At 46.3% G+C, this 24831-nt stretch carries 20 protein-coding genes; 8 read left to right on the top strand and 12 right to left on the bottom strand.

Going from position 1 to position 24831, the window contains the following annotated elements; translation table 11 throughout:
• The first annotated feature begins 7 nt into the window (after window positions 1-7).
• The 5 genes from hpf (at window position 8) to mgtE (ending at window position 3407) form a co-directional block, all read left to right on the top strand.
• Window positions 8-295 carry a ribosome hibernation promoting factor gene (gene hpf / locus R8O70_RS18140; protein WP_005381114.1) on the top strand — a complete coding sequence of 96 codons (288 nt, stop codon included), beginning with the start codon at window positions 8-10 and terminating at the stop codon, window positions 293-295.
• Window positions 296-297: 2 nt separating this feature from the next.
• A complete protein-coding gene (gene ptsN, locus R8O70_RS18135) occupies window positions 298-744 on the top strand; it encodes a PTS IIA-like nitrogen regulatory protein PtsN (RefSeq protein ID WP_005381116.1) in 447 nt (148 codons plus the stop codon).
• A gap of 14 nt (window positions 745-758) precedes the next feature.
• Window positions 759-1622, top strand: coding sequence for an RNase adapter RapZ (gene rapZ, locus R8O70_RS18130; RefSeq protein ID WP_054577138.1), 864 nt, complete (start codon window positions 759-761; stop codon window positions 1620-1622).
• Between the two features lie 2 nt (window positions 1623-1624).
• On the top strand, window positions 1625-1900 hold the full coding sequence (locus R8O70_RS18125; RefSeq protein WP_005381120.1) for an HPr family phosphocarrier protein: 276 nt from the start codon (window positions 1625-1627) through the stop codon (window positions 1898-1900).
• A 148-nt stretch (window positions 1901-2048) separates the two neighbouring features.
• A complete protein-coding gene (gene mgtE, locus R8O70_RS18120) occupies window positions 2049-3407 on the top strand; it encodes a magnesium transporter (protein WP_005381121.1) in 1359 nt (452 codons plus the stop codon).
• Between the two features lie 64 nt (window positions 3408-3471).
• Here the strand turns inward: mgtE and pmbA are convergent, their stop codons facing one another.
• Window positions 3472-4815 (bottom strand): metalloprotease PmbA, encoded by a 1344-nt coding sequence (gene pmbA, locus R8O70_RS18115; protein ID WP_047103623.1) that lies wholly within the window; start codon window positions 4813-4815, stop codon window positions 3472-3474.
• Between the two features lie 110 nt (window positions 4816-4925).
• On the opposite strand from pmbA, the gene yjgA reads away from it, so the two are divergent.
• The gene (gene yjgA / locus R8O70_RS18110) at window positions 4926-5453 is read left to right on the top strand and encodes a ribosome biogenesis factor YjgA (RefSeq protein WP_005381124.1); all 528 of its coding nucleotides are present in this window, start codon (window positions 4926-4928) and stop codon (window positions 5451-5453) included.
• 89 nt (window positions 5454-5542) lie between these two features.
• On the opposite strand, the gene R8O70_RS18105 is transcribed toward yjgA, so the two are convergent.
• Together R8O70_RS18105 and R8O70_RS18100 are read right to left on the bottom strand one after the other, a co-directional pair.
• Entirely contained in the window at window positions 5543-6505 is a 963-nt protein-coding gene (locus R8O70_RS18105; protein WP_258469960.1) for a D-2-hydroxyacid dehydrogenase, read from the bottom strand.
• Window positions 6506-6607: 102 nt separating this feature from the next.
• Window positions 6608-7360, bottom strand: coding sequence for a pseudouridine synthase (locus tag R8O70_RS18100; protein WP_170894149.1), 753 nt, complete (start codon window positions 7358-7360; stop codon window positions 6608-6610).
• Window positions 7361-7702: 342 nt separating this feature from the next.
• Here R8O70_RS18100 and R8O70_RS18095 point away from each other — a divergent pair, with 342 nt between their 5' ends.
• Window positions 7703-8968 carry an NRAMP family divalent metal transporter gene (locus R8O70_RS18095; RefSeq protein WP_054575321.1) on the top strand — a complete coding sequence of 422 codons (1266 nt, stop codon included), beginning with the start codon at window positions 7703-7705 and terminating at the stop codon, window positions 8966-8968.
• 109 nt (window positions 8969-9077) lie between these two features.
• On the opposite strand, the gene rapA is transcribed toward R8O70_RS18095, so the two are convergent.
• A complete protein-coding gene (gene rapA, locus R8O70_RS18090; RefSeq protein ID WP_258625488.1) occupies window positions 9078-11987 on the bottom strand; it encodes an RNA polymerase-associated protein RapA in 2910 nt (969 codons plus the stop codon).
• Window positions 11988-12548: 561 nt separating this feature from the next.
• On the opposite strand from rapA, the gene R8O70_RS18085 reads away from it, so the two are divergent.
• Window positions 12549-13925 (top strand): PhoH family protein, encoded by a 1377-nt coding sequence (locus R8O70_RS18085; RefSeq protein ID WP_005381133.1) that lies wholly within the window; start codon window positions 12549-12551, stop codon window positions 13923-13925.
• 65 nt (window positions 13926-13990) lie between these two features.
• Here the strand turns inward: R8O70_RS18085 and tldD are convergent, their stop codons facing one another.
• The 8 genes from tldD to R8O70_RS18045 all read right to left on the bottom strand — a co-directional run bounded on the left by tldD (window position 13991) and on the right by R8O70_RS18045 (window position 24827).
• Window positions 13991-15436: a metalloprotease TldD gene (gene tldD / locus R8O70_RS18080; protein WP_005381134.1), complete on the bottom strand. Its 1446-nt coding sequence runs from the start codon at window positions 15434-15436 to the stop codon at window positions 13991-13993.
• 11 nt (window positions 15437-15447) lie between these two features.
• Entirely contained in the window at window positions 15448-16269 is an 822-nt protein-coding gene (locus R8O70_RS18075) for a carbon-nitrogen hydrolase family protein (protein ID WP_053350608.1), read from the bottom strand.
• A 33-nt stretch (window positions 16270-16302) separates the two neighbouring features.
• On the bottom strand, window positions 16303-20184 hold the full coding sequence (locus R8O70_RS18070) for a YhdP family protein (protein ID WP_258625485.1): 3882 nt from the start codon (window positions 20182-20184) through the stop codon (window positions 16303-16305).
• A gap of 12 nt (window positions 20185-20196) precedes the next feature.
• Window positions 20197-21666: a ribonuclease G gene (gene rng, locus R8O70_RS18065; protein ID WP_005381138.1), complete on the bottom strand. Its 1470-nt coding sequence runs from the start codon at window positions 21664-21666 to the stop codon at window positions 20197-20199.
• A gap of 18 nt (window positions 21667-21684) precedes the next feature.
• A complete protein-coding gene (locus tag R8O70_RS18060) occupies window positions 21685-22254 on the bottom strand; it encodes a Maf family protein (RefSeq protein ID WP_258625483.1) in 570 nt (189 codons plus the stop codon).
• Window positions 22255-22258: 4 nt separating this feature from the next.
• A complete protein-coding gene (mreD, locus tag R8O70_RS18055) occupies window positions 22259-22747 on the bottom strand; it encodes a rod shape-determining protein MreD (RefSeq protein ID WP_258625480.1) in 489 nt (162 codons plus the stop codon).
• Window positions 22737-23633, bottom strand: a complete 897-nt coding sequence (gene mreC, locus R8O70_RS18050; protein WP_005381142.1) for a rod shape-determining protein MreC — start codon at window positions 23631-23633, stop codon at window positions 22737-22739. The genes mreD and mreC overlap by 11 nt, the downstream gene beginning before the upstream one ends.
• 150 nt (window positions 23634-23783) lie before the next feature.
• Window positions 23784-24827 (bottom strand): rod shape-determining protein, encoded by a 1044-nt coding sequence (locus R8O70_RS18045; protein ID WP_005381144.1) that lies wholly within the window; start codon window positions 24825-24827, stop codon window positions 23784-23786.
• Between the last annotated feature and the right edge of the window lie 4 nt (window positions 24828-24831).

The raw sequence follows: 24831 nt of genomic DNA, 5'->3' as shown, positions 1-24831 counted from the left end.
AAAGTCTATGCAAATCAATATTCAAGGCCATCACGTTGATCTTACCGATTCAATGCAAGACTATGTAAATTCTAAGTTTCAGAAGCTCGAAAGGTTCTTCGACCATATCAATCAAGTGCATGTTGTACTAAAAGTTGAAAAAATTACTCAAATCGCGGAAGCTACGCTTCACATAAATCAAGGCGAAATCCACGCATCAGCCGATGACGAAAATATGTATGCCGCGATCGATTCGCTGGTAGATAAATTGGTTCGCCAACTTAATAAGCACAAAGAAAAACTAAACAGTCATTAATCATGCAACTGAGCGAAATACTGTCATTGGACTGCACCAAAAGTGCGGTCCACTGCACGAGTAAAAAACGCGCCCTTGAAATGATCAGCCGTATCGTGGCTGATCAAACGGGCCAAGATTCTACCGAGCTGTTCGAATGCATGCTCAATAGAGAAAAAATGGGCAGTACCGGTATCGGAAACGGTATTGCGATCCCTCACGCGAGAATGCAATCAAGCGACAAGGCCATTGCTGTCTTACTGCAATGTGATGAAGCAATCGAATTTGATGCGATTGACAATCGACCTGTCGATCTTCTTTTTGCGCTCCTTGTACCAGAAGAACAGTGCAAAGAGCACCTCAAGACTCTATCCTCTATGGCAGAACGTCTGAGCGATAAGCAAGTATTAAAACTACTGCGTAATGCTCAGAGTGATGAAGAACTTTACGACATCATGATTCACCAATAAGCAGGACTAACTCCATGCGACTAATCGTTGTTAGCGGGCACTCAGGTGCCGGTAAAAGTATTGCGCTTCGTGTACTGGAAGACTTAGGTTACTACTGTGTTGATAACCTGCCAGTTAACTTGCTGGACGCATTTGTTCATTCTGTTGCTGACAGCAAACAGAATGTTGCAGTCAGCATTGATATTCGTAATATTCCTAAAAAGCTAAAAGAACTGACGAGTACACTAGAACAGTTAAAAACTGAGCTTGATGTGACCGTGCTTTTCTTGGACGCTAATAAAGAAACGCTACTCAAACGCTACAGCGAAACACGCCGAATTCACCCGTTATCTTTAGGTGGCACCTCCCTCTCGCTCGATCAAGCCATCGAGCGTGAGAAGCAAATTTTGACGCCACTCAAAGCGCATGCAGATCTGGTCCTAAATAGTAGTGGGCAGTCTTTGCATGAATTGAGTGAAACCGTGCGTATGCGCGTTGAAGGCAGAGATCGCAAAGGGCTCGTTATGGTATTTGAGTCTTTTGGTTTTAAATACGGCCTGCCTTCCGATGCCGATTACGTATTTGACGTTCGCTTCTTACCTAACCCACATTGGGAACCAGCACTACGCCCGCTTACAGGTCTGGATGCTCCTATCGCCGCATTTTTAGAGCAACACCAATCGGTGTTAAGTTTGAAATATCAAATTGAAAGCTTTATAGAGAATTGGTTACCTCTGCTTGAGAAAAACAACCGCAGCTACCTGACCGTTGCAATCGGTTGTACTGGTGGTAAGCACCGCTCGGTGTACTTAACTCAGCAAATCGGTGAATACTTCTCCAACAAAGGACACCAAGTACAAATTCGCCATACCTCACTAGAGAAAAACGCTAAGGAGTAGCCGTGGAGTTAAGTCGTAAAGTATTGATTCAAAACCGCCTTGGCTTACATGCTCGTGCAGCAGTCAAACTGGTCGAACTGGCACAGAGCTTTGAAGCGGTCATCACCATCGACAATGAAGAAGACAAAACCGCCACAGCAGACAGCGTAATGGGCCTGTTAATGCTAGAGTCCGCTCAAGGACAATACGTCACGATCCACGCAACGGGTGGGCAAGCGGAAGAAGCACTGGATGCCGTTTGCCATTTGATCGAAGATAAATTTGATGAAGGCGAGTAGTTTACTCGCTTTTTTCTTACCTCCCATTATCTTTCTCTTCCCTGACCTAATAAATAAATTTGCTTAGTATCATAAGTTGTTATTAAAAGGCGCCTAGAATTAAGTTATTATTCAACGCATTGTAAATATCAGGAATTGGGAGGAATGAATGGCAGAGCAAATTGAATTCGACCAAGCTCACCAAGCCCTCCAAGAAGTCACAGAAGCGCTAGAAAATGGTCGCTTCGTCCATGTTCGTCGTCAATTACAGGACATGGAACCTGAGGATATCGCTCACCTTTTAGAAGCCTCCCCACGGAAGAGCCGTGAAGTTCTTTGGCAACTCACCGACCCTGAAGATTATGGTGAAATCCTTGACGAGCTGAACGAAGACGTCAAAGACAGCCTCGTATCCAAAATGGCACCAGAAGCGCTTGCAGAAGCGACAGAAGGCATGGATACCGATGACGTGGCTTACGTACTGCGTAGCTTGCCTGACAACCTGTCACGCGAAGTCCTGTCGCAAATGGACTCCTCTGACCGTCTACGGGTCGAAACCGCCCTATCCTACCCAGAAGACACTGCGGGTGGACTGATGAACACCGACGTCATCACAATTCGTGGTGACGTCGATGTGGACGTAGTTTTGCGTTATCTACGTATGAAAGGCGAGCTTCCAGAAGCTACGGATGCCCTGTATGTGATCGATGAAGAGAGTAAGCTCATCGGTGAACTGCCGATCACGACGCTTATTACCACTCAGCCAGACGTAAAAATCATTGATGTAATGGAAGACGCGGACGAGGCCATCACCGTCGATACTAGCGACTCAGATGTTGCGAGTCTGTTCGAACGCCGTAATTGGGTATCTGCACCTGTTGTTGATGAAAACTTGCATTTGGTCGGTCGTATCACCATCGATGACGTGGTTGACGTTATTCGTGAAGACGCGGAACACTCGATGATGAGTATGGCGGGTATGGACGATGACGAAGATACTTTCGCGCCTGTTGTAAAATCAGCTCGCAAACGCAGTATCTGGCTTGGCGCTAACGTATTAGCCGCCCTTGCTGCTGCTTCCGTTTCTAACATGTTTGAGGCCACATTAGACCAAATGGCCGCCATTGCGGTATTGATGACGATTGTTCCGTCCATGGGTGGTGTCGCTGGTAACCAAACCGTCGCACTAGTGATTCGTGGTCTTGCTCTTGGTCATATCGGTGACTCAAACAAACGCGAACTGTTAATGAAAGAAGCCTCGATCGGCTTACTTAACGGCATCATGTGGGCGCTAATTATTGGTGGTATTGTTGTTGCTTGGAAAGGTAACTGGATGCTCGGAGGAATCATTTCCGCCGCCATGCTGACCAACTTATTGGTCGCAGGTATTGCCGGAGTAACGATTCCAATCCTATTGAAAAAAATGAACATCGATCCCGCTTTAGCTGGTGGTATGGCATTAACAACAGTGACGGATGTGATTGGTTTATCTGTCTTCTTAGGGCTTGCCACAATACTGATTACCTAACAGAAAAAACGAAAAAGCCTGATGAACACATCAGGCTTTTTTGATTCTGAATTGCTAGAAAAGCTTATTCACCCGCCACTTTCATGCTATCCAGTAGGATAGAGCCCGTTTGGATTTGTGAGCGCGTTTCAATATCACTACCAACCGCCACAATCTTGGTGAACATGTCTTTTAGATTACCTGCGATGGTAATTTCTGATACTGGGTATTGGATTTCGCCATTCTCAACCCAGAAGCCTGCGGCACCGCGAGAGTAATCACCCGTTACCACGTTCACACCTTGTCCCATGACTTCTGTCACTAGAAGACCAGTACCGAGCTCTTTAAGCATTTGCTCGAAGTTTTGGCCTGTCGACTTCACGTACCAGTTATGAATCCCACCAGCGTGACCTGTCGGCGTCATCTTCATTTTACGTGCGGCATAACTGGTTAACAGATAAGTTGCTAGCACACCGTCGGTAATGATCTCACGGTCTTGAGTGTACACACCTTCACTATCGAATGGACTTGATGCCAAACCACGCAATACATGCGGACGTTCTGAGATATTGAACCATTCAGGAAGCACTTGTTTGCCTAGATGGTCAAGTAAGAAAGAAGATTTTCGGTACAGGTTACCACCGCTGATCGCCATAACGAGATGGCCAATCAAGCCTGTCGCAACATCAGCCGCAAACATGATTGGGTATTGACCTGTTTTTAGACGCTGCGCATCTAGGCGGTTAACCGTATTCTCTGCCGCCTTACGACCCACCGTTTCTGGGGTCCATAAGTCATCACGATGACGTGCCACGGTGTAGCTGTAATCACGTTCCATCTCGCCGTTTTGACCAACGCCAATTACACAACAGCTAGTACTATGTCGGCTAGACGCATAACTAGCTAATAAGCCATGGCTATTGCCATACACTTTCACGCCGTAATGACTATCATAACTCGCGCCATCACTTTGTTTGATTGCACTATTATAATTTAGCGCCTCTTTTTCTGCTGCAATCGCCACATTGGCAGCATAGTCTGGATCGGGTGCGTCAGGGTGGAAAAGATCAAGCTCAGGGATCTCTTGCACCATGTATTCTTTCGCTGCAGGGCCTGCAAATGGGTCTTCAGATGTGTAATGTGCAATATCTAGCGCCGCTATAACGGTTTGCTCGATTGCAGCTTCACTTAAATCAGACGTGGAAGCACTGCCTTTGCGTTGACCTCGGTAAACGGTAATGCCCAGCGCACCATCGCTGTTGAACTCGACATTTTCTACTTCACCCATACGAGTTGAAACACTTAAACCAGTGCTTTTAGTAATTGCGACTTCGGCGGCGTCAGATTTTGCCGATGCAAGCTTTAAGGCTCTTGCGACGGCTTGCTCTAGCTCGGTACGTTGCTCAGCAACCTGCTGTTTAATATCCATTGTCTTTCACATCTTGTCTTTGATGAACAATAGGATAACAAGAATTTCGCTTTCTCCCCATGATTCTTGTTAAAATAGTCATAATATTAATCAAAACACAGGCAACTGAAATGGCACGTAAGAATCAAAAAGCGCCATGGGAACCAGAAGAAGAGATCATCTGGGTAAGTAAATCCGAGATGAAGCGAGACATGGAAGAACTGCAAAAGCTAGGTGAGGAGCTTGTCGGCCTCAAACCTTCAGTTCTAGAAAAGTTTCCATTGAGCGAAGATTTGCGAGAAGCAATTGCTGACGCGCAACGCTTTAAAAATGAAGCGCGTCGTCGCCAATTGCAACGTATCGGTAAATTGATGCGTTACGAAGATCCAGAGCCAATCCAAGCCGCACTGGATAAAATTCGTAATAAGCACTCTCAATTAACGGCTGTATTCCACAAACTTGAAGCGTTGCGTGATCGCGTAGTGGAAGAAGGTGACAAAGCCATTGATGACGTAATGGAAATGTACCCAGAAGCGGATCGTCAGCGTCTACGCCAACTTGCTCGCCAAGCAGCGAAAGAGAAAAAAGCTGGGAAACCAGCAAAAGCGTACCGCGAAATCTTTCAGATCCTTAAAGGTCTAAACGAAGAAGAGTTTTAATTCGAGGGCTCACGCAATGAGCATTCGATTTAAACGCAAAAAGCAGACGTCAATGTCTGCTTTTTTTATCTTTGGTTTTACAGTCAGCGTTACACTAAGCGATTAACGCGGTCTCCGCGCTCGAAAGCGTTAATGTTCTCAATCAGGATTTCCGCTAAACGTTGGATAGATGAGTCGCTGCCCCATGCAACATGCGGTGTCAGTAACAAATTAGGTAAACTCATATTGGCAATCAGCGGATTGCTCTCATCAGCCGGTTCTTGTGTAAAAACATCAAAACCAGCCGCTGCAATTTCTTGCTGTTTTAAGGCATCCACCAGTGCGCTCTCATCCACCAAACCTCCACGCCCTGTATTAATCAAAATGGCGTTGGACTTCATTTGTTGCAACTCTGCTTGACCAATTAAATTCTGAGTATGATCGTTGAGCGGGCAATGCAAAGTCAGCGCATCGGAGCGTTTTAATACTTCCTCAAACGACACATAACCTGGTCTACATTCTGCCGCCCCTTTACGCTCAGAAAACAAGACGGTCATTCCTAACGCTTGAGCCAGATTCGCCGTCGCTTGCCCTAGTGCCCCACTACCAACAACACCTAACGTGCTACCACCAATATCCCCGATTGGGTGAGTAAAAAAACAAAACTGCTGGTTACGCTGCCACTCACCTGCGGCAATATCTTGGTGGTACCCAAATAAATTCCGTCTTAAAGCGAATAACATTGCCATCACGTGCTCGGGCACCGAACGCGTCGCGTAACCACGTACATTAGCAACCGCAATATCATGATTAGCACAGTAGTTCACATCGACGTTGTTAAAACCAGTTGCGGCAACCGCGATCATCCGTAATTTTGGTAGTTGCTCTAATACATGTTGGTCAAGCAGGACTTTATTGCTAATCACGATATCGGCATCGGCTAACCTTTCTATTACCTGCCCAGGCGCAGTTAGGTCGTACTCACGCCAGTGGTGCGGAAAGCTAGGTCGTGGGATCTCAATATGTTCTGGGATGGTCGCTCGATCTAAAAATACGATGCTTGGCAAAGACATAACAACTCCTTGTTCACGGCTGAAAGACAGGATACATCAACCACAGTAACGAAATAGCCAAAAATAGCGAACTAGAAAGAACCGCTGTTAGTGCAATTGGCATTAAGGGTGTGGCAACGTTTTATAATCAGGCAATGTACGCTCTGGCGAAAAATAGTTAAAGATCATCGCCTCGGCTTCAGAATAAAAGTCACAGGGTACAAAAATACTGCTCAGCTGATCCGTAGCTGGATGATAAAAACTTAGCTCCGCAGCGTGCAACTCTAAACGTTCTGAAAACTGATACGCCTCTTCGCTTGCATAAAACTCATCACCCACAATCGCATGACCAATCGCCATCAAATGCACGCGTAACTGATGCGATCGACCAGTAATGGGGAGTAACCGCACAACGGTCGTATGGGCGCCATCTGGGTGCACTTCACGCTTCACCACTTGGAATAAAGTTTGAGATGGCTTGCCGTCGTCGAAGCATACTTTTTGTCGTGGACGATTTGGCCAATCACAAATTAATGGAAGATCAATATTCCCTTCTTGCGGCTCAACATGCCCCCAAACACGTGCGTAATACACCTTGTGAGTGAGGCGATATTGGAACTGCTTTTTTAATGCTCGCTCCGCGGGTTTGTTTTTCGCCAGCAACATCAACCCTGATGTCGACATATCCAAGCGATGCACAACTTGAATTTCTGGATGCAACTCTTTGAGGCGGCTCCACATGCTGTCGTAATGCTCTGCAAGGCGACCAGGGACAGACAGCAGCCCTGATGGCTTATTCACTGCCAGAATGTCGTCATCCTCAAAAACGATATCAACCCAAGGGTCGGTGGGAGGGGTATATTCAAGCATTGCCATGGGAGATCTCTACAAAATAAAAACGCCGCGATTATATACCCAAATAGCACCCAGATGCAGGATTCTGAAGAAAAGTTCAACCCAATAAAACAAAGTCAATCCTTTAGCATAAAAACTAAAAATAGCACGTTGTAAATTTAGTTTGACAACAAGACGCATAACTGAATAGAGTGCTAGATGCACACAGCATGATATTCGCAAAGAATACTTAAAATAAATACATCAAAACACAGCATTTAAAAGACATTACCGTTGCGCAGTATAGGGCGATCGCTCAGCTTGTCATGTACTGCGGTATGTATCTCTTTAGAAAGATACATAAGATAAAAAGGACAATAAGCAATGGACTCCGCCGTTATAGATAAACCCCAATCCAAACTTTCCTTATTTTTTCGTTCGCTAGGCCCCGGCATATTAATGGCATCTGCTGCGGTCGGTGGCTCTCACCTCGTGGCATCAACCAAGGCTGGTGCGATTTATGGTTGGCAATTGGCTGCACTGATTCTGCTCGTAAACCTGTTTAAATACCCTTTTTTCCGAGCGGGCGTACAGTACACCATGGGGACAGGGCTGACCTTGGTTGAGGGCTACGCGAAATTAGGTCGGCCTTATCTATGGCTATTTCTATTTCTGAGCGTGGTATCGGCCGTCATCAATACCGCCGCTTTGTTGATGTTTAGCGCTAGCTTGCTGGGCTACTTCATTCCGTTTTCACTATCAATGGCATCACTCAGCATCATTGTGATTGTCACCTGCCTGATCATATTATTTGCTGGCCATTACAAAGCGCTCGATACGCTATCTAAAGTGATAATGTCGGTGTTAACCATCGCGACTTTACTCGCTGTTTCTATCGCCGTTGGTAACCCTGTTGAGCAAGTAGCCAACTTCGAGCCGCCATCACCTTGGTCTATTGCGGCTATTGGTTTTATCGTCGTGACAATGGGGTGGATGCCTGCACCGATAGAGATCTCCTGTTTAACCTCAGCGTGGCTAAAACGCCAATCAAGCCAGCAAGAAGTAACATACCGCTCTGCTCTATTTGACTTTAATGTCGGTTATATTGGCACGGCGTTTCTTGCCATTATCTTTGTATCGCTAGGCTCTTTGATGCTTTATGGATCTGGCGTTGCGCTTGAAAGCTCTGGCGTTGGCTTCTCCCACCAATTGGTTGGCTTATATGCGGCAACGATTGGCGAATGGTCTCGTTACTTGATCGCGGTAATTGCGTTTTTCTGTATCTTTGGCAGCACGATTACCGTTATTGATGGCTACTCGCGCGTTATTTCGGATTCTCAACGCCTACTGCGCTCGCAACCAGACACTAACCCTAAAACCACTTCAGCGATCATGCTGGTAGTCTCCTTACTTGCATTGGGTATTGTGGTTTTCTGGGCTTCTGCGTTATTGCCTATGCTGAACTTTGCGATGATCCTCGCCTTTATGACCACGCCGTTCTTTGCTCTGCTAAATTACACCTTAGTGAGCAAAACTGAGTTACCTGAGCCTTTGGCTGTTGGACCTAAACTAAAGTGGTTGTCGATTGCAGGCCTGATTTACTTGTTTGGCTTCTTGGCTGTATTTATCTGGTGGAAGTGGTTGATGTAAATGAGATAGCTATCAGTGATTAATGCATTCCGCATAAAGAAACTAAACCGTAAATAAAGAAAAAGGTCTTCAACTGAAGACCTTTTTTTAATGAGCAATAAATACTTACTTAGTTGTGGCTCACCACAATCAAACGCAGCGAGTCGAGCTGAACCTGAGCTTGGTTGATATAACCAGTAAGCTCTTTAATTTGTGCGTCGATAGCTTCAATTTCTTCGTCACGAATATTTGGGTTCACCGCTTTCAGTGCTTGCAAACGCTCAAGCTCTGCATTCAAACTGTGCTGCATATCTTGATGAGCTTGTTTGCGTACTTCTTCAACCTTCTCTTCAATAAGAACATCACCGGCTTCAATTAAGCGGTGTACATCTTTCTGTACCGACGTAACCAACTTGCTACCTAAGTGACGGTTTACAGGGCTGAGCTGGCGGTTAAAGCTTTCAAACTCCACTTGAGCAGACAAATCATTACCACGCGAGTCCATCATTAAACGGATTGGCGTTTTCGGTAAGAAGCGCGCGATACCACTGCGTTTTGGCGCTTGCGCATCTACCGCGTAAATCAACTCAAGAAGAATAGTCCCGACTGGTAACGCTTTGTTTTTCAATAGAGATACCGCAGACGTCCCCACCCCTTCACTCATAAGAAGATCGATACCACCCTGGATCATTGGGTGTTCCCAACTGATAAAGTGCATATCTTCACGAGATAAAGCCGTATCACGATCAAACGTGATCGTCGCTCCTTCGTATGGCAGACCTGGGTAGCTTGGCACCATCATGTGCTCAGATGGGGTCACAATCAGGGCGTTTTCACCTTTATCGTCTTGATTCAAGCCAATCGTGTCAAAAAGAGAAAGTGCGAAGGTGACCAGATTGGTATCGCCGTCAGTTGATTCAATTTTCTCAACGATTTGTTGTGCTTTTTCCCCGCCATTTGAATGCATTTCTAATAGGCGATCACGGCCTTGCTCCAATTGGGATTTCAGCTCTTTATTCATTTTTGCTGACGCTTCAATGATCTCATCTAGCGTGCTGGTATCACCAGAGGCAAGAATTTCAATCAGATCATCGGAGTACTTATCGTAAACAGCACGGCCTGTTGGGCAGGTTTCCGCAAAAGCGTTCAGGCCTTCATCGAACCAACGTGCTAGGATCGCTTGCGATGTGCCTTTCAGGTAAGGAACATGAATGTCGATATCGCGATTTTGACCGATACGGTCCAAACGACCAATACGTTGCTCAAGCAAGTCTGGGTTGAATGGCAAGTCAAACATGACAAGTTGGTTGGCAAACTGGAAGTTACGACCTTCAGAGCCGATTTCGCTACAGATAAGAACTTGTGCTCCACCTTCTTCTTGCGCAAAGTAAGCCGCCGCTTTGTCACGTTCAAGAATCGACATACCTTCGTGGAAAACGGTGGCGCGGATACCTTCACGCTCACGCAGTGCTTGCTCCAATTGCAGTGCGGTACTCGCACGAGAAGCAATCACGAGGATTTTCTCGCTGCGCTTCTCTTTTACTTTTTCAAGCAACCAATTCACACGCGAGTCAAACTGCCACCAGCTCGCGTCATCGCCTTCAAATTCTTGGAAAATTTCTTCCGGGTAAAGGTTCTTCATCGCACGTGCTTCAGAACTCATCTTACCGCCAATCATTCCAGCAACACGCATTGATGTAGTGTATTGCGGTGGAATATCCATTGGCATCAGATGCACGTTACGCTTAGGGAAGCCTTTGATGGCCGCGCGCGTGTTACGGAACAGAACACGCCCTGTACCATGACGATCCATCAAGTTATCGATCAGCTCTTGGCGTGCCGACGCTTTAGCTTCTTCGTCCGCTTCACTTTCGATAATACGGAAAAGTGGTTCTACGTCTTGTTCAGACAACAACTCAGTGATCTGGTTTTTTGCTTGATTAGGTAGCTTTTCACCGGAAAAGAGTGAAGTAATCGCATCTGCTACGGGCGCGTATTGCTCTTCTTCCTCAACGAACGCTTCGTAATCATAGAAGCGGTCTGGATCCAACAAACGCAGACGAGCAAAGTGACTCTCACGACCAAGCTGCTCTGGCGTTGCAGTCAGTAGCAACACACCTGGAGTACGTTCAGCCAAGCCTTCTACCACTTGGTATTCACGGCTCGGTTTATCTTGGCTCCATTCAAGGTGATGCGCTTCATCGACAACCAGTAGGTCCCATTCACCTTCCAGTGCTTGTTCAAAACGCTTGCGGCTCTTGCGTAGGAAATCCAAAGAACACAGCACATATTGCTGAGTATCAAATGGGTTTTCTGCATCCGCAAACGCTTCGATACAGCGCTCTTCGTCAAAGATAGAGAAATGCAGATTGAAACGACGCATCATCTCAACCAGCCATTGATGCTGCAGTGTTTCAGGCACCACAATCAAAATGCGTTCGGCACGACCAGACAGAACTTGTTGGTGGATGATCATGCCCGCTTCGATGGTTTTACCCAAACCTACCTCATCCGCCAACAAGACGCGTGGCGCGTGACGACGGCCAACTTCGTGCGCGATGTAAAGCTGATGAGGGATCAAACCTGCACGCATACCACATAGGCCACGCATTGGGCTCTTATGCTGCTCAAACTGGTTGGTTAGCGCACGGTAACGCAGAACAAAGTTGTCCATACGGTCGATTTGACCGGCGTACAACTTATCTTGAGGTTTGTTAAAACGAATTTGGTTGCTAAGGAAAATCTCACGCAGAACAACAGCGGTTTCTTGCGTGTCTTCGCGAGTACCGAAATAGGTGTAAAGACCTTCATCTTCCAGTACTTCTTCTACTTTTAGAGACCAACCTTCTTGGCAATCGATGACATCCCCAACATTAAAGGTGACTCGGGTAACAGGTGCATCGTTACGTGCGTAAACTCGGTTTTCCTCTGACGCTGCAAACATCAATGTCACAGTACGAGCATCCATTGCTACAACGGTACCTAAACCTAAATCGCTTTCCGTATCGCTAATCCAGCGCTGCCCCAAAGCAAATGTCATGAATTGACTACCTCGTTATTAGTTCTTGATTCGTATTTCTTGTTGGTCTACTCATGCCCGTGGGCATGGATAATAGTTTAGATCTGATTCTGGCTTCTGCTATGCCGATAGCATTCGTCATTTCAGTATGAACTGAGTATTTTTTAAGCCAGCTCAACATGATAAATCGGACGTAGCCTATACGCAGAAAAAGGTCGCTAATCTTACTTGAAGCTGTGATTTAGGTCACGCCGAAACCGCACCAAGCAGAAACTTTTTTTCCCAAACTCTAAATGCAATCAAATTGTAAAATACTCATGCCAATTATTAAGTTGTAGAACGTAAATATTACGTATACTTCTAATGAGGGGCGTTTAAAACCATTGCATATGATTTAAGCGCGTTAGTACACGATTAGGATCAACACGGGTTTGCAGTAAGTTGTCTTGCTACTCGGTTGCACACTAGCCGACATCAGCCCGACAACCTCTATTGCAAGCAATCAGAGTTAGGTCACTTCACACCTATTTGGAAACGACCTAACAACTCGCATGCAGAGCCGTACTACGGCAAGGAGACGCTATGGGCGATACCGATCGGAAACTGTTTGTACTCGATACCAACATTCTTCTTCATGAACCCTTTGCCATCTTCTCTTTCCAAGAACACGATGTCGTTATCCCCATGACCGTGTTGGAAGAACTCGACCGAATCAAAGACAGTAAGCGCGACGTTGCAAGAGATGCGCGCGTGGCTATTCGCACCTTGGAAGATTTGTTTAAAGAAGCAACGCCAGATGAAATCTCTGAAGGCATTCCTGTTTCTAAAGACAACCCCGACCAGGGTACTATTTCCATTTTGGCGGATTTTGAACTGCAGGAAACCGTCAAAGCCTTCGCCGACAAAGCCGGTGACAACCGTATTCTCAACGCGGTGCTTTATCTGCAAAATAAACGTGCACCACGTGAAGTGGTACTGATCACGAAAGACATCAACATGCGTCTGCGAGCCAAAGGGGCTGGTGTACGCTTTGTTGAGGACTATAGAACCGACCAACTGATTGACGACATTCAATACCTAACCAAAGGCTTTCAATTACGTGAAGGTGATTTCTGGAGCGGTATTGAGGAAGTAGAAAGCTATGCACTGGGCGGAAAAACTTACCACAAACTCAGTCGCGAACCCTTCGACCCAACCTTTATCAACCAATACGTTATTGATGAAGACAGTGACTTTGCTGGTCGCGTAGAAACCATCAATGAAGACAAGCTAACGCTTCTCGACCTGAGCCGCGAACGTCTAATGCATCGTAAGGCTTGGGACATCACACCTAAAAATATCTACCAGGGAATGGCGTTAGATGCCTTACTCGATCCAGAAATTGACTTGGTGATTCTAACGGGTGCGGCGGGTAGTGGTAAGACATTACTGGCAATGGCAGCAGCATTGGAGCAAACAATTGAAAAAAGCATGTTCGATAAAATTATCGTAACACGTAACACGCCAGATATCGGTGAATCCATCGGCTTCTTACCCGGCTCCGAAGAGGAGAAAATGATGCCGTGGTTAGCGGCGGTGACCGATACCTTGGAAGCGCTACATAAACACGATCACTGCACTGAAGGCTCATTGAAGTACATCTGCGATAAAGCCAACATTCAATTTAAATCGATCAACTTTATGCGTGGCCGTTCGATTCAAAATGCGTTTGTACTGCTTGATGAGTGTCAAAACCTCACTGCATCACAAATCAAAACCATCATTACCCGCTGTGGCGAAGGAACCAAAATCGTCTGCTCCGGTAACTTGGCGCAGATTGACTCTCATTACCTCACCCCAGTGACATCAGGATTGACGTACATGGTTGAGCGCTTCAAGAACTTTGAAGGCAGCGCAAATATTCACCTCAACGGCGTGGTTCGTAGCCGCTTGGCGGAATTTGCTGAAGAAAACCTGTAATTGACACCGACTCACAAAGCAAAAGAGCGCCTAATGAGCGCTCTTTTTATAACGATTCGACTGAGTTACTCAGTGCCACCCACTGTCAGTGAGTCCAGCTTCAAGGTCGGCTGACCAACACCAACCGGCACACTTTGACCTGCTTTACCACATACGCCAACGCCCTTGTCGATACTTAAGTCGTTACCGACCATAGACACTTGCTGCATTGCTTCGATACCTGAGCCAATCAACGTCGCACCTTTAACAGGGCGCGTAATTTTACCGTTTTCAATCAAGTACGCTTCCGATGCAGAGAACACAAACTTACCCGAAGTAATGTCCACCTGGCCGCCACCAAAGTTTGGCGCATACAACCCTTTCTCGACCGTCGAGATAATTTCTTCTGGCGTATGTTCACCTGGAAGCATGTAGGTGTTGGTCATACGAGGCATTGGCAAGTGTGCATACGATTCACGACGACCATTACCTGTTGGGTTCACACCCATTAACCGCGCGTTTAGCTTGTCTTGCATGTAACCTTTCAGCACACCATTTTCGATAAGCGTGTTGTACTGGCCGTTTACCCCTTCATCATCCACATTCAATGAACCACGAAGGTCTTTTAACGTGCCATCATCGACGATGGTACATAGTGAAGACGTCACTTGTTGACCCATTTTTCCAGAGAACACTGACGACTCTTTGCGGTTAAAGTCACCTTCTAGGCCATGACCTACCGCTTCGTGTAGCAATACGCCAGGCCAGCCAGAACCCAATACCACTGGCATCATGCCAGCTGGTGCTGCTTCTGCTTCAAGGTTGATTAACGCCATGCGAATCGCTTCGTCTGCGTAATGAAAAGCTTGTTTCACACCATTGCTTTCCGTTAAAAAGAAATCGTAACCGAAACGGCCGCCACCACCAGCGCTACCGCGTTCACGTCGTTCACCTTTTTGTGCGAGCACGCTAATAGACAAACGCACCAAAGGACGAATATCGCCTGCATAAGTACCGTCTGTTGCCGCAACAAGCATCTGCTCATGCACACCGCTGATGCTGATCGAGACTTCTTTAATCAATGGTTCTTTAGTGCGGATGTAAGCATCTAGAGATTTGAGCAATTCTGTTTTTTGCTGCTTTTCCCATTCAGCTAGTGGATTCACAGCGGCGTAGTACGCTTGGTTTTCGGTGCGTTTAAACGCTTGGACTTTACCATTCTGCCCTTGCTGAGCAATACCGCGCGCCGCCATTGCACTCTGCTTCAGGCCTTCAGGCTGGATTTGATCAGAGTAGGCAAAGCCGGTTTTTTCGCCAGTTACGGCGCGGACACCAACACCACAATCAATGTTAAAAGAGCCATCTTTGATGATGCTGTCTTCTAGAACCAGAGACTCATGCCAGCTGGACTGAAAGTAAATGTCCGCATAATCGATCTGGCGCGTAGCAATGCTGGCAAGCGTGTCAGCAATGTCTTGTTCTGTCAGACCATTTGGGGCAAGGAGTGCCTGTTCTATTTGGTTTGTGCTCATAGTTAGCTCTTTTATTTCCGTCTCAATTCATTTTGAAAGCGACTGTGTTGAGTCAGCGGCATATTCTGCCTTACTTGTTGGCTTTGTGACAAATCTATCTCTGTCACCAATAAGCCTACTTCATCCTGAAGCTGTTTATGGATACGTCCCCAAGGGTCAACGACCATTGAGTGTCCCCATGTTTTTCGTCCACATGGATGCGTTCCAGTTTGTCCGCTTGCCAAAATCCAACATTGTGTCTCAATCGCTCTAGCTCGCAATAGTATTTCCCAGTGAGCTTGCCCCGTCACAGCGGTAAACGCAGCGGGCACCACAATGATATCCGACCCTTCTTGACGCAATACTTTATAAAGTTCTGGGAAACGTAAATCATAACAAATACTCAATCCAACACTGCCGATATCAGTTTCCGCAACGACTATTTGATTACCCGCCATAAACGTATCCGACTCACGATAACTACCATAACCATCGGCTACGTCGACATCAAACATATGCAGTTTGTCATAGTGAGCAATGCATTTACCGTGCGGCGGCAATACAAGTGTTGTTGTCGTGACACCTTTTGCGGTTTGAATGGGCATGCTTCCGACAATTAGCGTTAACTGGTTCTTTCTAGCGATTTCACAGAGCCGCTGTTGAATCATGCCACTGCCAAGTGGCTCTGCATGTTGATGATAAGCTTCGCGACTGGAAAATAGCACTGTATTTTCAGGAGTAAGAACAAGTTTGGCACCTTGCTTGCTCGCTAAAGCACACTGTTTTTCAATGAAGTCCAAATTCGCGTTAATATCCGGACCCGAAGTCATTTGAATAATGCCAACACGCTCCATGTGTTTCCTCCCTATTCCATTATATTCGGTGAGTTATTTGGCCTGTTCACGCAGTTTTTCTGGCAGCTTGTATTCACCTTTACTTCGCGAAATTTCTTTCACCGTTGGTGAATCTAGTGGGCCTTTCACTTCATAATTGACTTGAGTGAAGACCTCAACCACCGGAGATATCACCGTAGAGATGGCCAAGACATACAAAGCAGTTTGAGGCGCAACGGCAAACGCAGTCAGCATTGGTAAGCCTGATGTGATGTCTGGTGTGAATTTCACTTCCGCATCAACCATTCTGCTGTTCATATTAGCGATGCCGCGGATTTGCATTTCCCCTGCTAACGCATCCATTACGATATCATTGGTGATAAACACACCGTCTTGGATTTTGCCCGTTCCCGTGATCGAGTTGAATGCCATGCCTTTATCGAATACGTCGGTAAAGTCGAGCTGCATCTTACGGATGATAGAATCCAAGCTAAACAAGCCTAACAAGCGTGCCGCACCACTAACTTCACTGATCACGCCTTTACCAAATTCCGTTGAGACGTTTCCTTGCAAGGTTTGTGTCTTCATTGACCAAGGTGCGCCGTCCCATTCCATATTGGCATTGATCTCAAATGGTGCTTGTTGAATGCCTGATGTAATACCAAAGCGCTCCATAAGATCGGTGTTGTTATCACCTTTCATTTTCATGGTTAAGTTGGAATGACTACTCTCTTTCGTCAGGTCCCACCAACCACTCATATCAATGCGGTTTTTGCCGCTACTAAAGGTGATATTTTTCCACTCCAAGCGGTTCTCGCGACGCTGCAAATCAACATTAACTTTGCCCACTTTGTAGCCTTGCAGCCAAAAATCATCAATGTTCAAAGTTAAGTTTGGCATCTCAGCGTGAAACTTGCGGTCAAAATTGGTAATCAAAGGTGCGTTTTGATCTTCACTCGCAAAGATTGAGCTGCGCTCTTTGGTCATCTCTTCAAACCCTGGGATGTACAGATGCAAGTGCTCTAAAGAGACCGATAGATCATAGGGTTTCAGATAGTTAGCTTTCCCTTTAACCTCTTGACTGTCCACATCGAGTTGCCAACTCAAATTTTTCTTGCTTGCTGAAAAATCCACATCATGAAACTCAATCCCACCGAGCTGTAAGTTTGGCGTTTCAACTTCAATGCGTGTCGGCAATGGAATGGTCGGCGTTTTCATGCTTGCCAAAACAGACGATGAAGGCTTGCTCTCAGAGACCTGCGCAAGCTCCGCCCATTGGTCTAAATTCAGTTCTTCGACACGCACCGAAGCATCGTGCCCGACAATAGGACTAATCCGGAAGCCACCTTTGCCAACCATTAAATGAGTCGCAGTCAGAACCGGGACATCGCCAGCGATATCTATCTCAGTTTGATACTTCACATTTGGGATCTGTAGTCGTGCTGAAATACTCTCTTGGTTGCCGGATGCTTGCAGTTTCGCTTGCCCAGACTCACCAATTTTTTTCGCTAAAGGATAAGGATATTGACTAGCCAGACGATTTAGCTGCGCCAGCACTTCAAGCTGATAAGTGAAACCAACATCATTGAGTTGCAAGTCAATATCCATTTGCCACGGCGCATGGCCAGAAACAAGGTTTAACCAACGCTCACCGACATAGGGTTTGAGCGGCTCGACATCCCAATCTCCTAGTGTATTAATTGTCACGTTGTAGCCTTGCTCCGCACTCTCTCCATGGAAATCAAGAGAGATAGGCTGTTGTAATAATTCGGCCGACAAACCCGATGTGGTAACCACATCATTGTCGAAGGTGATACGTCCTGTGGCGTTTTCAAGCGTCATTGGCGGCGCTTCAATATCAACACGATTTTCTGTTAAATCGGCATAACCCCAAGCGCGAGACTCTTTTTCAAAATCAAACGGTATGTTGAGTTGAAACTCAGAGTAAACGGGCCCACTCACTTGCAGCGCTGTCAATGCGGCACCGACTGAATCCACTAATGGCGTCGCCATCATGTAGTCACGGACTTCATTACCCGGCGCGCTTGCTTTCGCTTCAATCTCGATGTGTCCACCTTCTGCCAACTCAGGGATTCGCCCAGTGATACGCTTGGCATGAACGCCATTTAGTGTGGCTGATTTTGAATCCAAATACATGGCATCATTTTCAAACAGCAAGTCTAGCTGCAAATCCGTGATGGTTGGCCATGCCGTATCAAAGCTAAATTTCGCGTCTTTTAATCCAACCCAAGCTTGGAACATGCCATTATGTTCTTTGTAAGGAAAATCACCTAACTCGCCATACCACAACAATTTCGCTGTATTCACTTTTCCGCCCTGAATCGCGGTCGAAAGATAGTCGGTCAAGTCTTGTCCAAGTGCCAGAGTCGGTAGATAGCGCCATGTTTCACCCGCGTTGTAGAGATCCGCTTCGGCATAGAACGATAAAAATGGGCTTTGTTCTTTTGGAAAATCAAGACGAAATGCCCCCAAAACTTGAAGATCAGGCGTTGCTGCCGTCACTTTATCCGACCACAAACGCCAGCCCGCATCATCTTGCTGCCAGATAATATCGACTTCACCTTGTTTGATATTCAGCGGAGCTTGGAATACATCGCCATACGGAAAGACATCATCAATGACGGTGACTTTTGCTTTAGCTTGATTCACATCCCCCGATACGCTGCCCTGTACGTGATGAAACCCGGGTAGGAGCTCCCATTGTGTCATCGCGAGTTCATCCAGTTCAGCCGAGTAGCGTAAGGTGTCTAAACCACCGTTCATTGACAATCGGACATCTTCGACCCGACCTTTCGGTGCTAGTTTGTTAATAAGGTCACTGGTCGACTCTGACTCTGGAGCCAGCTTAATGAGCGGAATGAGTGCTTCAATGTCGAGTTGAGAGAGATTAAGCATCCAGCCGTTTGGTTGCCAATCAAACGCGACGTCTAGCTCTGGCCAAGGGGTATTATCGGTTCTGATCTGAAGTGAGTGGCCATTTACTTTCCAGCCTTGTTTATCTGGTCGAAGATTGAAAATTCCAGACTCAATAAACAACTCATGATGTCCATCTTCATTCCACACCAACTCGGAAGGCAGCAATTCAACATAAGCATCATGCGGTTGGCTATGTTTGAGCGTTAGCCAAGTATTTAAGCTGACTTTACCCGACTCTGCTCCTGACTCTTCTTGCATGTAAGTGGTCAGCCAAGGTGTGACCGAGACATCTTGAGCACTCACGTAAAACTCACCAGATACATCGCGCAACGAGCCATGATCTTTAAAGTTAGCGCTTACTAACAATGAGTTCAGGCGAACATCGGCAATGCTAACCGTGCCTTCGGCTACGTGACGTTTCCCTTGATTACTCCAACGAAGCTGCTCAATATCTAAACGGCGAGTTTCACCTGACACAGACTTATACCAAATCCGTGAATCGCTAATAGTGAAGTCTTCGAACTGACGTAAAAGAAGTGAGTCGAGTTGGTCAATGAGTTTCACTTCGCTCTTATCCACTTCAGGCTTCGGATCTTGACGATTAGAAGTCGGCAGAATGTCTACCGTGTGAATGTCTAAAGCGAGGTTATGAATGGTAAGGTCTGCAACTACAGGTTTAAGTTGAAAAAGAGATTGAATAAGATCGAACTCAATCTGGACTTCTTCAACAGCGAAGCGTGCATCTTGCACGTTTGGTAGATTTGCCTCTAAGCCCAGTAACGCGATTGAGGGATGATTATTGCGCCACGTCCCTGCGACATTAGCAATAGAAACGTCAAAACCTGTGCCTTGCTTGACCCAGGTTTTGATCTCATCTTGGAAATGGTTAAGTTGCGGCAATGTGACGCGCAGCGTGGTCACTAATATGGCTAATAACACCAATACAGTAACTAAACTCCACGCACAAAAACGCCCAAAACGGTTAACACCAGAATTCACAAATGTTCCAAATTACATCATTACGACGTCAAACTGTTCCTGAATGTACAGGGGTTCAGCCTGAACTCGCACTTGCTTGCCAATAAATACTTCGAGCTCAGCTAACGCATGAGACTCATCGCCCAATAGCGCTTCAGCAACAAACGGCGATGCGTACACGACAAAATTATCGGCGTCGTAAGCACGGTTCACACGAGTAATCTCGCGTAATATCTCAAAGCATACGGTTTCGACCGTTTTCACGCTGCCACGGCCTTCACAAGTAGGACAGCCAGAACACAAGATATGTTCAATACTTTCTCGTGTGCGCTTACGCGTCATTTCAACTAAGCCAAGCTGGGTAAAGCCGTTGATGTTGGTTTTTACTCGGTCTTTCGCCAGCGCCGTTTCCAGTGAGGTAAGTACTCGCTGACGATGCTCTTCGGATGCCATATCGATAAAATCAATAATGATGATACCGCCGAGGTTACGTAAACGTAGCTGACGCGCAATAGCTTGCGTTGCCTCTATATTGGTATTGAAGATAGTCTCTTCGAGATTACGACGACCAACAAATGCACCCGTGTTGATATCGATGGTGGTCATGGCTTCGGTTTGATCGATGATCAAATAGCCGCCCGATTTTAGCTCGACCTTGCGCTCTAAAGAACGCTGAATTTCGTTTTCGGTGTCGTACATGTCAAAGATTGGCTTGTCACCTTCGTAAAGCTCAAGCTTATCTGTTAACTCCGGTACATACTCAGAAGTGAATTCTTTCAGGTTTTCATATTCAAGGCGGGAGTCGACCATGATCTTATCGAGCTCTGTGCCAACAAAATCACGCAGAATGCGTTGAGCTAAGCCGAGTTCACCGTAAAGTGTTGAACGCGTTTTGTATTTTGAGCGACGCTCCATGACTTTTAGCCACAAACGCTTTAGAAATGCCGCATCTTGAGAGAGCTCTTTTTCATCAGCGCCTTCTGCCGCGGTACGAATGATAAAACCACCGTGCTCATCACAGTAATGGTTCACCACCTTTTTCAAACGCTCGCGCTCTTTCTCACTTTCAATACGCTGCGAAACACCGACATGGCTGGCCCCCGGCATAAAAACAAGATAACGCGAAGGTAAGGTGATATCCGTCGTTAAACGCGCACCTTTCGTGCCGAGCGGATCTTTGACCACTTGCACTACAATGTCTTGTCCCTGGCGTACCAGCTCAGAGATATCACGGACTTGAAACTGCTGTTTTTCGTTTTCTGCCACACATTCGGTATGAGGAACAATATCTGACGCATGTAAAAACGCCGCTTTATCTAAACCAATGTCGACGAAAGCCGCCTGCATACCTGGTAACACTCGGCTTACTTTGCCTTTGTATATATTGCCCACAATACCGCGACGCGATTCGCGCTCGATATGTATTTCTTGTAGTACTCCACCTTCAATCATGGCCACACGAGTTTCACTCGGGGTCACGTTAAGCAGCAATTCTGCACTCATGTGCACACCTCAAAACAATTATAAAAATTCTTGAATTAGCTGATCGGTTTCGAACAAAGGTAAGCCTACTACAGCGTGATAACTGCCTTCGATTCGGGTGACAAATCGCCCTCCGAGTCCCTGAATACCATAACTTCCAGCTTTATCGCATGGCTCTCCTGACTGCCAATATTGTTCGATTTCTTCGTGAGTCAGTGGTTTGAACCACACGTCAGTGGTAACGACCACTGAATGTTGTTGTTCCGATGATACAACGCTCACCGCAGTCATCACTTGATGGCGATGACTCGATAAGTCAGTAAGCATACGCTTTGAATCTTCAAAACTTTTTGGTTTTTCTAGCACACGGTCATCGCATACGACGACCGTATCAGAGCCCAATACAACGGAATCAGGCTTAGCCAACGCTAAGCCTGCCTGAGCTTTTTCCAAAGAAAGACGCAACACGTAATCTCGTGCTTGCTCATGAGCCTGTTTGGCTTCCTCAATATCAGGCAATACGATCTCAAAATCATAACCCAGTTGAGCAAGCAGCTCTTTTCTTCTCGGAGAACCCGATGCGAGAACGAGAGATAAGCTTTTCTTCACCGCTTTACCTTACGTGCCATGCACGACGAACTCGTCGCATTAATAAAAACATCCATGGCCAAAGTATACAGTTTATTGCCGCCGTCCACAGAGATAATGGATTAAATACTACGTCCTGGTTCAAATATTCCCCACAGAATATCAAAACTTCCAATAACGCAGTAAAAAAGGCAATTAAAATCGACTGTTGCCACAAAGCCATGTTGCGAATCAACAGGAAATTCAGCGCCACGAGGTAGATAACGATCGACATCATCATGCCACGAATTCCAAGCGTTGAGCCGATCAAGATATCCCATAATAAGCCCAACACTAGCGCAGTTCCGACGTTCACTCGGTGCGGTAGTGCCAACACCCAATAACACGTAACAAGGAACAACCATGAAGGGCGTAACACATCTAACACACCTGGCCATGGAATGGTTTGCAGTACCAGCGCAACGAAGAAACTGACGCCAATCACTATTCGGCTACTCAATACATTATTGGCCATCGGTTACCTCTTGTTCTTGCTCTAATCCTTCATCTACATTGGACCGCAGTACTTTGTGTTGACGGTCTTCATTCGGCCAAATCAGCAGTAGGTAGCGTAAGCGATCAAATTCCACAACCGGCTCAGCCTTGATTGAGGCGAACTCTTGACGCGTATCGTGATCCACATTGGTAACCGTCGCGACTGGATATCCTTCAGGGTAAATACCACCTAAACCGGATGTCACCAATAAATCACCAACCTGAATGTCTGTGCTGGTTGGAATGTGCTCCAGTTGGATTTCATCCATTTCACCATTGCCCGATGCGATCACTCGGATATCATTGCGGATCACCTGGACAGGAATTGCATTTTTCGCGTCCGTTAGCAGCAGAACACGTGCGTTGTGCGCTGCGACAAACGTGACCTGACCAACGATGCCTTTCTCATTGATAACAGGCTGACCAACGTAAACACCATCAATACGGCCTTTATCGATCACCACTTGATGACGATAAGGTGAAGTATCCACCGCCATTACTTCTGTCACGACTTTCTTTTCATCACGGACAAATGAAGATCCTAACAACTTACGTAGGCGTTGGTTTTCTTCTTTATATTGGTCGAGCAAGATAAGCTCGCTTTTCAGGCGTAACACTTCTCGCTTTAAGCTGCGATTGCCTTCAACTAATGCCTGATGAGAATTAAAACGTTCAAATACGCCATCGAACATACTACGAGGCAAATTCGCTGCGTACTGAATCGGTGCAACCATACTGTTTAGTAGGTATCGAACGTTGGAAAACGTATCTAGACGACTATCGGCCAGCATTAAGCTCGCCGACACGATGACAGCAAAAAACAGACGTAATTGCAGAGACGGACCTCTGCCGAAAATCGGTTTCATCTTGTTTTTGACCTGATTGCTTCCATGGTTATTGAGCCTTACTTGGCAACCTAAAAATACTTAACTAAATACTTTTAGGTATGGAGCATGTTTGAATTACAGAGAGAGCAGAAATGAAGGTGAAGCCCGACATGAGCTTCACCTAAACCTTTATTCTTCAGAGAACAGATCGCCACCGTGCATGTCGATCATTTCTAGTGCTTTACCGCCACCACGCGCAACACACGTTAGTGGATCTTCCGCGATAACCACAGGAATACCAGTTTCTTCCATTAGTAAACGGTCTAGGTCTTTAAGTAGTGCACCACCACCGGTTAGTACCATACCGTTTTCAGAAATGTCTGAAGCAAGCTCTGGTGGACACTGTTCTAGTGCAACCATGACTGCTGATACGATGCCAGATAGCGGCTCTTGAAGCGCTTCTAGGATCTCGTTTGAGTTCAAGCTAAAGCTGCGTGGCACACCCTCTGCAAGGTTACGACCGCGAACTTCAATCTCTTGAACTTCATCACCAGGGTAAGCAGAACCGATTTCGTGTTTGATCTTTTCAGCCGTTGCTTCACCAATCAAGCTGCCGTAGTTACGACGTACGTAGTTGATCACAGCTTCATCAAAGCGGTCACCACCGATACGTACAGACGATGAGTAAACCACACCGTTTAGAGAGATAACGGCAACTTCAGTTGTACCACCACCGATATCGACCACCATTGAACCTGTCGGCTCAGATACGCGTAAACCAGCACCAATTGCCGCCGCCATTGGCTCGTCGATTAGGTAAACTTCACGCGCACCAGCACCAAGTGCTGATTCACGAATTGCGCGACGCTCAACTTGGGTAGAACCACAAGGAACACAAACAAGAACACGTGGGCTTGGCTTTAGGATGCTGTTATCGTGCACTTGCTTGATAAAGTGCTGAAGCATTTTTTCGGTTACATAGAAATCAGCAATTACGCCGTCTTTCATTGGGCGAATAGCGGAAATGTTGCCAGGTGTACGACCAAGCATCTGTTTTGCTGCGTGACCGACTGCAGCAACGCTTTTTGCAGAACCTACACGATCTTGACGAATAGCAACTACAGAAGGTTCATCAAGGACAATTCCTTGCCCTTTTACGTAAATTAGAGTGTTGGCTGTACCTAAATCGATAGATAGATCGTTAGAAAACATGCCACGAAGTTTCTTAAACATACTC

The sequence above is a fragment of the Vibrio sp. 779(2023) genome, assembly GCF_033344285.1.
Taxonomy (GTDB): Bacteria; Pseudomonadota; Gammaproteobacteria; order Enterobacterales; family Vibrionaceae; genus Vibrio; species Vibrio alginolyticus.
Note: the sequence above shows the minus strand (reverse complement) of the source record. Positions and strands in the feature narration are given on the sequence as shown.